The 12,000-nt window shown below is 40.8% G+C and carries 9 protein-coding genes; 5 read left to right on the top strand and 4 right to left on the bottom strand.

Features of this window, described 5'->3' with window-relative positions; translation table 11 throughout:
- Nucleotides 1–7: 7 nt before the first annotated feature.
- From I6F41_RS04575 to I6F41_RS04560, 4 genes are all read left to right on the top strand, one after another.
- Nucleotides 8–1,312, top strand: coding sequence for an NAD(P)/FAD-dependent oxidoreductase (locus I6F41_RS04575; protein ID WP_182684229.1), 1,305 nt, complete (start codon nt 8–10; stop codon nt 1,310–1,312).
- Nucleotides 1,313–1,473: 161 nt separating this feature from the next.
- Nucleotides 1,474–2,973 (top strand): phospholipase effector Tle1 domain-containing protein, encoded by a 1,500-nt coding sequence (locus tag I6F41_RS04570; RefSeq protein WP_182684228.1) that lies wholly within the window; start codon nt 1,474–1,476, stop codon nt 2,971–2,973.
- 653 nt (nt 2,974–3,626) lie between these two features.
- Nucleotides 3,627–4,031: a hypothetical protein gene (locus I6F41_RS04565; protein WP_011329756.1), complete on the top strand. Its 405-nt coding sequence runs from the start codon at nt 3,627–3,629 to the stop codon at nt 4,029–4,031.
- A gap of 28 nt (nt 4,032–4,059) precedes the next feature.
- Entirely contained in the window at nt 4,060–4,443 is a 384-nt protein-coding gene (locus I6F41_RS04560; RefSeq protein ID WP_011329755.1) for a VOC family protein, read from the top strand.
- Nucleotides 4,444–4,617: 174 nt separating this feature from the next.
- Here the strand turns inward: I6F41_RS04560 and arfA are convergent, their stop codons facing one another.
- The gene (arfA, locus tag I6F41_RS04555; protein ID WP_011329754.1) at nt 4,618–4,818 is read right to left on the bottom strand and encodes a ribosome alternative rescue factor ArfA; all 201 of its coding nucleotides are present in this window, start codon (nt 4,816–4,818) and stop codon (nt 4,618–4,620) included.
- Nucleotides 4,819–5,040: 222 nt separating this feature from the next.
- Nucleotides 5,041–7,584, bottom strand: coding sequence for a TonB-dependent receptor plug domain-containing protein (locus I6F41_RS04550; protein WP_011329753.1), 2,544 nt, complete (start codon nt 7,582–7,584; stop codon nt 5,041–5,043).
- A gap of 495 nt (nt 7,585–8,079) precedes the next feature.
- Between I6F41_RS04550 and hemH the strand changes: the two genes are divergently transcribed.
- Nucleotides 8,080–9,099, top strand: a complete 1,020-nt coding sequence (gene hemH, locus I6F41_RS04545) for a ferrochelatase (RefSeq protein ID WP_011329752.1) — start codon at nt 8,080–8,082, stop codon at nt 9,097–9,099.
- A gap of 245 nt (nt 9,100–9,344) precedes the next feature.
- Here hemH and I6F41_RS04540 read toward each other — a convergent pair whose 3' ends face one another.
- Nucleotides 9,345–10,502 carry a benzoate/H(+) symporter BenE family transporter gene (locus tag I6F41_RS04540; RefSeq protein WP_089369059.1) on the bottom strand — a complete coding sequence of 386 codons (1,158 nt, stop codon included), beginning with the start codon at nt 10,500–10,502 and terminating at the stop codon, nt 9,345–9,347.
- A 184-nt stretch (nt 10,503–10,686) separates the two neighbouring features.
- Nucleotides 10,687–11,907 carry an alkaline phosphatase family protein gene (locus I6F41_RS04535; RefSeq protein ID WP_182684225.1) on the bottom strand — a complete coding sequence of 407 codons (1,221 nt, stop codon included), beginning with the start codon at nt 11,905–11,907 and terminating at the stop codon, nt 10,687–10,689.
- Nucleotides 11,908–12,000: the final 93 nt, after the last annotated feature.

Raw genomic sequence — 12,000 nt, 5'->3', positions numbered from 1 at the left:
CAGCGTTATGAATATTACCACACCTAAAGTCGTCGTTATTGGCGGTGGGGCTGGCGGATTAGAGCTTGCAACCCAACTAGGACATAAACTAGGAAAGAAAAAACACGCAGACATACTACTCATAGATAAAAACCGCACCCACATATGGAAGCCGTTACTGCACGAAGTAGCGACCGGTTCTATTGACCCAGATTTAGATGGCGTAGTGTACAGCGCTCATGCTGCTAAACATCATTATCGCTTTCAGCTTGGTACATTTTGTAATATTGACCAAAGCAATAAAACCATTACCCTCGCACCACTTTATGACGAATTAGGCCACACTATTTTACCCGAGCGCAACGTGCGCTACGACCATCTTGTTATTGCCATAGGCAGCGTAAGTAACGACTTTAATACCCCTGGTATAAAAGAGCATTGCTATTTTTTAGATTCTAATCAGCAAGCAGAGCGCTTTCAGCACTCGTTACTCGACAGCTTTACCCGCCTGCACCAAGACGACAATCAACAACAATCTTTAAACATTGCCATTGTGGGCGGCGGCGCAACCGGTGTAGAACTCTCGGCTGAGTTGTATCATGTTTCTGAGTTATTAAAGCTATACGGCTTAACTAATATGTCGTCCAAACGTTTACATATTCATTTAATTGAAGCCGGGCCACGCATTTTACCCGCACTTCCCGAGCGCATTGCCGTTAGTGCCAAGCGCGAGCTGCTAAAATTAGGGGTTAATGTACGCGAACAAACGCAAGTAAAAGAGGCCACCGAGCACGGCTTCATTACCAAAGACGATGAGCACATTAATGCCGATATTATGCTTTGGGCTGCAGGAGTAAAAGCTCCTGATTTTATTAAAGACCTAGGTATTTTTGAGCTCACTCGCAGCAATCAAATTCAAGTAAACCAATTTTTACAAAGCACGGTTGATGACAGCATTTTTGTATTGGGCGATTGCTGCGCCTTTACCCAAGCCGACGGCAAACAAGTGCCACCGCGGGCGCAATCGGCGCATCAAATGGCGCAATGTGTTGAAAAAAATCTTATAGCCACATTAAAACAGCAACCATTGAGTGGCTTTAAGTACAGCGATCACGGCTCTTTAGTTAATCTGTCTCGCTACAGTACAGTTGGTAATTTAATGGGTAATCTCACCAGTAATAGCTTTTTTATTGAAGGTAAAATTGCCCGCTTTATGTATATTTCGCTCTATCGCATGCATCAACGCGCCATTCACGGCAGTGCAAAAACCTTTGCCTTGTGGATCAGCGAAAAAATACTGCGCGTGGTACGCCCTAAAATGAAGTTACATTAAAGTTTTGCAGAGTTTAAACACCACAGCGGTGAATTTATTACCGCTGTCATTAATATTTAACACTTTTACGTTATATATCCAAACCATCTCAAAATGCAAAGTTCAGCATTTCAAAGGCTTGCTTTGGGTATAAAGTAAAAAAGCTTAGGAGGTAATATGCAATGACGGCTAAAACACTCATTTTTAACTTTGATGGCACCGGTGCTGAGCCTAGAGACGCCGAGCAGTTTAGTGCTGATCATTTTAAAGAAGACAGCAGTATTTCTAATATTCTTAAACTACACTTACTCGCTGGCGGACAACTTAATAACTCTCCTAATACTAAATTAACCAATCAACTTAGTTTTTATTATCAAGGTATTGGTACTAAAGGCAGCCGCTTAAAACGTTTTTTAAATCAAACACTCGCACCACGTAACGACGATGTAGCTAGCATTTTAAAACAAGCCCTAAGTGATTTTAAAAGCCATTATAAGCTAGGCGACATTGTCTTATTAACTGGTTTTAGCCGAGGCGCTGCACTCGCTAGGCGCTTAGCAAAATTATTAGAACCATTAATAAGTGAGCAAGTATACCTGTGTGTATTTGACACTATTGCCTCTATTGGTTTATCAAAAATAACCAAAGCGACCCGTGGCGCAGAGCATGTAATTTTTGAAAACCACACCATAGCAAGTAATGTTACTCAAGCCTTACATTTTGTAGCCCTGGATGAAAAGCGTCGCGCGTTTGAACCCACACTAATGAACCAACAAAGCAACATTACCGAATTGTGGTTTGCTGGTGCGCATTCTGATATTGGTGGCGGTTACTATCGCGATGGTTTAGCCGATATTTGCTTGCGCTATGCAATAGAGTGGTTAATCTCGCAGCCGTTAAATATCACCTTTTTGACCAGTCACGATATTGACTATGCAGCCTTACTTCCTAACAATAAAGTAATCGCGCAAGACGATATAACAATTACACCCGACCCGTTGGCATTAAGCCATCAGCAAAATTATTTTTGGTTTAACCCATTTTTTAAACTAGTAGATAGAGAATGCTATGTACTGATAGATAACGAACCAAGTCCTCTTGAGCCATTAGTGCACCACAGCGTGGCCGAACGCATTAACAAACTCACCAGTTACCGCCCAGAGTCACTTAAAAACCTGCCTTATAAAATAATCTATAACGATAATACCCAACTTAGTTTTACCGGGTTAAGTGCACATATTATGCTTGCTAACCAAAATATGAGCGTACTGGCAGTAAAGCAAAGCCAAGATGTGGTGGTATTTGCCAGTGAAGCCTACAACGCCACTGGTTTAATGCTAGAGCAAGGCGCAACGTATCGCTTTACCCCTTACCCTGATCAGTATTGGTTTGACGACGGTATAAAATGTACTGCGCTTGGCTGGCATCGCGATGACGTGCAACTTGGCGTAAAAGAAATCTCTATGGCATTGCTCGAGCCATTTAGACGACTGCCAAATGCACAGTGGTTTTCGTTAATTGGCGCTATTAATAAAAGTGACAAGAACTTATTTGCAATAGCCGACGGCGCAGATGTTAAAATGGTGCAATCAGGTGAATTTACTCCATTTGCCAACGACTTAAGCCGATTTTATGGCGCTAACGCCGGTAAAATTAAAGTAAAAGTAACGAGGTTAAAATAAAACAGCGCTCAGGTAAAAATTAAGCAAACCTTGTATTTAGGCTTGCTTAACTGCAATTTTATATCGCGCTATATAAGCTAAAACTGTATGCGTATTAGCATAATACTTGTTTCTTAATAGATGGCTAAATTAACTATGCCACTACACTCCCGAACTTTTAGTACGAGATTCAACAACAAAAATTTAAGGGAAAGTACTGGCTTTAGGTCTCAAGTTTTAGGTAAAGATTAGCCAAGCTCGGTGTTTGGGTTTACTTGTAAGTGCGATTTTTACATCGTGCTTTTTGTTATTAAGCTTTAATTTCATGCTAGCTCTGCCGCGCACCGCCTGCCCGCTCCGCAGTTTGGTGTGCTGGTAACCACAAACACACACCAATAAATTCCTACCTACCATTACCAATATCTTACTTGGCGAGCCTTTGCTGATATTTAATTTATTAGCGTTAACCTATTTATTCCCCCACCTTTAATTTTTCTACATTGTTACTGCTAGGTAAAAGTCATTTGATTTTTATGCCGGTTATCATTTGTGATAAACAATGTAAAGTACGGCTCATGGGTCAAACAGCAGCAATGCACTGACGCTAAGCATTAAAACAAAACACACAATTTATAGATACTGATGTTTCAGTACAGCATATTAGGATCACATTAATGACTCAATCTGTTACCACTAAACTTGCTCAAGAGCCAAGCATTCAATTATTTAAAGCGGGCACTTATAAACTTAACGATCTTGCGGGCTTGCTTGAAGTTAAAGATTTAAAAAGTCAGATGGCTGAGCTGACAGTCACCGATAACTCAAACGGCTTAACGGTTGGTTTTTTTGCTATGCAGCCTGGCGTTGAATTTGAATTTGTTTATGAATTTGTAGAATACAAAGTAATCACTAAAGGCAAAATTGTGATGCGCGATTTACAAGGCAATAAATATGTAGCAGAAGTAGGCGACGTTGTGCTTTTCACGCCTAATGTTACCGTTATATTTGATGCTCAAAGTGATGGTGAAGCCGTATATACCGCACACCGCACTGCAGATAGCATGTTTACACCTAAATAAATTTTATTAAATTTTCGGAGAATCCACTATGAGCATATATACACATACAACAGTAGGCACAAACGATTTAAACAAGGCTCGCGCCTTTTACGACAACGTATTAAGTATTATTGGTCTTAAGCGTATTGCAGATTTAGATGACAATGGTTCAATTTGGGGCGTAGACGCACCGTCTTTCTTTGTACTAAAACCTGCCAACGGCCAGCCTGCAACTGTGGGTAACGGCACTATGGTTAGCTTTGAAGCACCTGATCGTGCATCAATAGATGCTTTCCATGCAGCGGCTTTAGCAGCAGGTTGCCCTGATGAAGGCGCACCGGGTACTCGCGGTTGGGCTCCTAATGCCTACGCTGCTTATACTCGTGATTTAGACGGTAACAAACTTGCAGTATACTGTTTTAAAGCAGCATAACTAGGGTCTTATATTTGATAACAGCGGACTGTCGGCCATTTTGGCTGTCAGTCCGCTTTTTCATTTTGGGGGGCGAGCAGGCTTTAGGTAGTAATTAGCTTTGAAAACTAAAGTATTTGTTTAACCTACCTAACACCTAATTTTTAACTAAAAGCCCTATTTGATCACAGCTATTTAAGCGGCGATTAAATAGGACTCTTGTCCTGCATGTTTGTTGCTGCGCTTGAAAGAGCCTTTACCTTTTTTAGCTTTAACCACTTGTGGTTTAAACACCTTAGAAGTAACCAGTGCAGCCAACGCATTGTGCCTTATAACACCGCGGCCAGTATCTACGGCGCTGTTAGTAGCCGTTTTTGCTTTCGATTTTTTAGTCATCATTTTTCCTATAAACCAACTAATTATAAAATAGATTGTATATTACTCAGATATGGCGATTGTATGCTTAATTTACAAGCTTACAAGTGATTTAAAGCGCCATTTAAAAAATATATCACTCCCCCTTTTCCCCCTATTTCACAGCCCTCATTTGTATAAAATTAAGGCAAAAAAAAGCGCAGTAAATAACTGCGCTTGTTACTGTTTAGCTGCTATTAAATATTAAAAGCTAAAGCTTAATTTTGCATAGTAGCTACGGCCATCAAAACCATAAGGTACGGCACGTAATGGGTATTTAAATCCGCCATTAGAGATAAAGTTAAGTACTTCATCATCACCTAATTCATCTGGCGTTTCGTCAAATACGTTATCAGCACCAACCGATACAGCAAACGTATCGTTAATTTGGTAAGTCACGTTTAAATCAACCAATACTGCTGACTCAACCGTGCTGGTAGGCTTAAACGAACCCGTAGGTGATAAAAACCCAGGTAACGAAATATGGTCGTTAGCAAAGTATTTAACATCGGTTTCGCCAAAGTAGTTAAAGCGTATCATTGAACTATAAGCATCGCGCTCATAATCAAAGGTTAACGTACCACGCTCACCTGGTTGGCCGTCTGTTAAAAAGCTGCTTTGTATATCATCAAGCGCGACATTTTTTGGAATACCAGGTGCTGCATTTACATTATCAATTTTAGTTTCGTTTAGGTTACCCGCAAAAGTAATACCTAAGTTACCACCGTCCAATTCAGTACGGTAAGATGCAATAATATCAACACCTTGCGTAGTTGAATCTAAAGAATTTGAGAAATAGTTTGCTTGCACTGCACCGGTTGCTTGTAATGCAGCAACTGCCTCTGCACTAAATGCCACATCATCTGCTGATAATAAACTACCTAGCGTTATACGGTCTTTAATTTCTACGTGGTAAAAATCAACCGTTAACGAAAGCTCGCTGGTTACATCATAAACAAAGCCTGCGCTTAAGTTTTTAGATGTTTCTAGCTCTAAACTATTAACCCCTAAAGCAGAAGGAAATGCCGAACCTGTGGTTGCTGTAAACGATTGGCTTAACGTGCCGTCTGAGCCTAAGTTAGTGGTAAACGCTGTATAGCCACTTTGTTGTAACGACGGTGCTCTAAAGCCTGTAGATGCAGCAGCGCGCACGGCAAAGTCATCATTAAACTCATAACGCGTTGCTAATTTACCAATTAAATCATCGCCTGCATCCGAGAAATCTTCGTAGCGCAGTGCACCACTTACGTTCCATGCATCGGTGATCATGGTTTCAGCATCTACATAAAATGCATAACTGTCGCGGCTTTGTGAATTTGACGCTTCAGGGCGCAAACCGTTATAAGCTTGAAAACCACACTCTGCAAATTGATTAGGATCGTTAACTGACGGATACGAGGTATCCATATTAGCTAAACCACACGCATAAGAAGCTTCTTCCCCTGGGACTATTTCGTAATTTTCTTTACGGTACTCTGCGCCAAACGACAAATAAAGAGGCTCACTACGACCAATATCTATAATGCCATTAATGTCGGCATTAACTGTAGTTTGATCAAAACGGAAACCACCTGAATACCCACCACTTGGGCCCGCATTAGCCGCTATATCAGCGTCACTCGCATTTGGGTTATTAGCAACATACTCTGCCGCATACGAGGCATTAATGCTGTTACGTGAAGTAAAGTCGTATTGGTTTTCACCATACACCGCCGATACATCGTACCCCCAGTCGGTATTAATTTCGCCTTTAAGTCCAAGTGCAAGTGAAATATCTTGTGCTTCGTTAAAAATCTGCGGTAAAAAACCATCTGCGTATACTTGAGTTACGTTTTTGCCAGCTTCATTAAAGTTTCGGTAAAAACCATTACCTAAAGCGGTACGTTCAGAATAGCCACCAAATGAGTAAAGTTCATTATCGCCACCAACTGGCAGTGCCATATTATAAAATAGTGAGGTAAATTCGCTCTCTGCATTACCTTGGCTCCAGCGTACATCTTTAGAAAGCGTACCAGGTGCTACATCGAGTGAACCGCCAATATCGCGCTCTGCACGGTTCGTACCCTCGGCATCACGGTGCTCAAGTGATAGGTTAATGAACCCACCTTCGCTGCCTAAATCAAAACCGCGGTTTAAGCCAACCGATACTGTTTCGCCATCGCCTTCGCCGGTTTCGCTATATTGTACATAACCTGTAGTAACGCCAGTTGAATTGTTAAGCGATAAGTTAATAACCCCTGCAATAGCATCAGAGCCATACTGTGCTGCAGCACCATCACGCAGTACTTCAACACCTTTTAAAGCAACTAACGGAATCGCATTCATATCGGTGCCTGCTGAACCACCACCAACCGTACTTGTTAAACCAAAAATGGCTTGATTATGACGGCGCTTACCATTTATTAATACTAGTGTTTGATCTGGCTGTAAACCACGTAAAGTGGCAGGTCTAAATAAATCAGAGCCGTCAGATACTTGCGTACGCGAAAAGTTAAATGAAGGTGCGGTTGCTTGTAAGCTTTGCCCAAGTTCGGTAAAGCCACCTTTATTTAGATCGTCCGCGTCAATTAAATCAATAGGAGATGAGGATTCAGTAGAAGTACGATTTGATACGCGTGATCCTAATACTGATATTTGCTCAATATTTTTTACAGCTTTAACCGGTGCTTCTTGTGCGTTAACAATGCTTGGTGCACTAAAAGCAAAAGCAACGGCAACAGCGAGTGTGTTTAAACGATATGTTGACATAGTGACGACCCTGTTTTGTGTGTTCTTATAATTTATGAAAGGTTGTTACATACAAACCTTGCTGCCAACATCCTAGCAACATATATAAATAAAAAGATACTAAAACGCATAAATAATTAGTCTATGTATGCAAATAACTTCTAAAATAGAAAATTAACACCTTTAATAGATTAAAATACCAGCAATTCGGCATTTTATTTTAAATATTAAAAAGTTAACGTATTATTTACACTGGCCTTCAACTCACTGACTGCTCATTTTACAGCCAAACCATGGTTACTTAGCTTTACAGCACTGTAACCTGGTGTTTACAGTGCACTAAAATGGCAGGTTTTTTAGTTTTTATATAAAAAGTAATAACCTCAAAGTATCTAATCGTGCTGATTTTTTAAAATTATAATTAAAACAACTAAATGATTGATCTAAACAGTGCTTTTTTTCGTTACACTATGCCTTAATAGTTATTTCTGAATATTTTGCTTGAAGGAGCATAACGTGTCGCGATTTTCTGCCGTTACCGATAATCCCCATGATGGGCGTTTCAATCAAAAAACAGGCATATTACTCACCAATTTAGGCAGCCCTGATGCGCCAACAGCAAGTGCTTTGCGTACTTATTTACGTGAGTTTTTATCAGATCCACGTATTGTAGAAATACCACGTTTTGTATGGATGATTATTCTCCATGGTATTATTTTACGTATTCGCCCAAAACGCTCTGCCAAGCTTTATGAAAGTATATGGACCGAAAACGGCTCACCACTTACCCATATTACTCGCCAGCAAAGCCTAAAATTAAATGCGCTATTAAAAGAGCATGGCTATACCAATACCGAAGTGGTTATGGCTATGCGTTACGGCAATCCTTCAATTGAAGCTGGGTTGGAACAACTTCGCGATAAAGGCCTTACGCGCATAATTGTATTACCGTTATACCCACAATATTCAAGCCCAACTACAGGCTCAACCTTTGACGCGGTATCAAACGTGCTGCGTAAATGGCGCTGGGTTCCTGAGCTGCATTTTATAAACGGCTATCACAAAAACACGCGTTATATAGAGTCGTTAGCCAACAGTATTAGCGAAGATTTAGCAGCCAATGGTATGCCACAAAAACTCGTTTTTTCGTACCATGGTATGCCTAAACTATTTTTAGAACGAGGCGATCCGTATCACTGTTTATGCCTACAAACCACACGTTTAGTAATCGAAAAGCTTGGCCTTGATAAAGACCAAGTAATAAGTACCTTTCAAAGCCGCTTTGGTAAAGCAGAATGGTTAAAGCCTTACACCGACGCTACCCTTGAAAGCTTTCCTGCACAAGGCATTAAAGATATTGCCATAATTAGCCCCGCGTTTAGTGCTGACTGCTTAGAAACCCTCGAGGAGTTAGAGGGCGAAAACCGTGAAATTTTTGAACATGCCGGCGGTGAAAAATACCGTTACATTGCTGCACTAAACGAGCGAGACGATCACATAGACGCCATGTTTGATATATTAAAACCAATGCTTTAAAGGCAGTAAAAGAGCAGGTTTAGGTATCAGGCTTTAGGTATCAGGCTTTAGGTATTAACTGACTAAGATCGGTTTGCTGTAGCTGTAGCTTAATCGCACCTTTAGTAAAAAACCTTTTGTCTGCTTAGTGCCTTGTGCACGGGTGAAAGTGAAAACTCACCACAAAGGAGTAGCACCCAGTGGTGAGTTTTTTAATTTTTATACGCCTAAAACCTAGCGCCTAATCGCTTCCCTACAACCTACTTTTAACCCTTACGGATAATAAATAACGTTAATACGCCGGCTATAATTCCCCAGCAAGCTGAGCCTACCGACCACAGAGTTAAATCTGACGCGGTGACTAAAAATGTAATTATGGCGGCTTCGCTATATTGTGAGCTATGCAGTGCTTGCTGCAGGCTTGAAGCAATAGTGCCAAATAATGCAATACCCGCTAAGGCTAAAATTAATGCTTGCGGTAAGCTGGCCACTACGGCCACTAATGTTGCTGCGCACAGCGCCATAATAATATAAAAAACGCCACCGGCTATGCTCGCCCAATAACGTTTATCGGGGTTTTTATCTGCATCTTCACTCATACAAATGGCGGCTGTTATGGCAGCTAAATTAATTGAATAGGTGCCAAATGGCGCTGTTACTAAATTAATAAAACCCGTTACATTAAGTGACGCCGAAATTGGCGCTTTATAATTATGGGCTTTTAGTACTGCAATACCGGGTAAGTTTTGTGAGGTCATGGTTACTATATATAAAGGAATACTAATACTAATAAATGCCTGAAAGTTAAAACTTGGGGCTATATAAGCAAAACTACTAGCTTGCCATTGCAAGTTGCTGGTATCAATATGGCCCATATTCCACGCCAGTAATACGCCGGTTATTAGTACGCTTAACATAGTAAAACGTGCAAAGTAACGTTTACCTATGCAGTAAACTAATACCATTAAGCCAATCATTAACGGTAATTCGTTCATAAAGTTAAATACGTCAATGCCAAAAGTAACTAATACGCCCGCAAGCATGGCACAGGCAAGCTCACTGGGAATACGGTTCATAACTTTTTCAAACCAGCCCGTCACTCCCGATAAAAATACCAATAGTGCACAGAGCATAAATGCCCCTACGGCCTCATTTAGGTTATAGCCATCGGCGGTAGAAATTAGCAGTGCAGCCCCTGTAGTCGACCACGCAATTAATATAGGCACTTTATAATAATACGATAAAATAATAGAGGTGCTGCCCATTACTAAGCCCAGCATTAAAATCCAGCTGGCTACTAACTCAGGCGTGCCACCAAGCACAATAACCACCTGGTAAATCAGTGCTACTGAGCTGGTAAAGCCAATAATAACGGCCACCAACCCTGCCATTACACGGCTAACTAACTGATCAATCCCTGCCATAAGTTTCTCTATTTATTATTGTTATATTTTTAACATACGTGGCAGTTAAATACTTTGCAATTAGCAAGAGGTCTAATTTGAGTGAAAAATAGTCATGTCAGTTTACAGGCATAAAAAAGCGGCTAATTAGCCGCTTAGGTATTATGTAGTTTACAGCCTAAGCTGTTATTTTTTAGACTACAGATTAATGCACTATCATTTTTCGCTGCACAGCGGGCATTAAGCTTTTACCGTCGCCGTCGGTTTTACTAAGTAACTTTAGCCCCATTATTTTTGCCAATACCGGATAAATATCTAAGTTATTAACTTGCTCAATACTCATACCCTTTTTAAACGCAGGGCCAACAGCTAAAAAGGTTGCTGCCATATCATCGGTATAAGCATAACCGTGGGTGCCTATAGGGCCTGCTTTTTCTGAACTAGCAAATATTGCTGGTGCCGTTGTTTGCACTACAATATCGCCTACACGGGTGCCTTTATTATAATGATAGCCCGCTAACTGCTCAGCCGTTAATACCGTATAACGCCCTTTAGCTGCTTGTTGTAAACGCGCTTTATAGCCCTCAATATCGGCATTAACTGCCTCAGGTTTTGTATAAATAAGTAACCGCGGGCCGGTATTTTTTACTAAAAAGTTGTCATCTTTAGGTAAACTACTAACTAATATACTTTTAGCTGGATCAAGCTGCGCCATACCATGATCCGACACTATCACTAAGTTTACTTCTTGATCTAATTTGCTTAAACGCGCTTGTAATTGCCCCATTAACTCATCGAGTTGTTTAACTGCATCGCGCGTTTGCATCGCATCGGGCCCATATTTATGCCCCATGCTATCTACCAATGAAAAATAACCTGCAACAAAACGTGGGCGCTGCGCTTTAGGTAAACTTAACCACTGCACTATTTGATCAACCCGGTCTTGATAGTCACTATGCTGCGAGTAATGAAAATAGTAGTCAGGGGCCATGCCGTTAAAACGCGCATCCGACTCAGGCCAAAAATAAACTGCCGATTTAAGTCCCTGCATTTTAGCCAAGTTCCACAACGGCGTACCGCTAACCCAAGTACTATCGGTAAAGCCTTTGCCCATGCTATAGCATTCATTATTACGGGCTTTATCACAAAATCTATTGTCAACAATGCCATGATTAACAGGGAGTAAGCCGGTAATAATTGAAAGATGGTTAGGAAACGTTTTGGTAGGATAAACCGGAATCAACTTTTGCGCTCTTACACCGCGCTCACCCATTGCTTTTAAATTAGGCGCACCATGTTTTTCTATATAATCCCAGCGCATACCATCAATTGATATAAGTACTACCGTTTGCTCTTTTGCGGCAAACGCATTACTCATCCCTAATAAAAGGCAAACCGATATTGCCTTTACAATCCACTGTTTCATTTTAATACCCTGTTTAACATAATGTTTATTTATAAAATATGTGTGCAAATGAGCGCGTTTGGCTCATCTCTACCAAAGCGCTAAAAATTAAAA

This window comes from Pseudoalteromonas sp. SCQQ13 (assembly GCF_015864415.1).
Classification (GTDB): domain Bacteria; phylum Pseudomonadota; class Gammaproteobacteria; order Enterobacterales; family Alteromonadaceae; genus Pseudoalteromonas; species Pseudoalteromonas nigrifaciens.
Note: the sequence above shows the minus strand (reverse complement) of the source record. Positions and strands in the feature narration are given on the sequence as shown.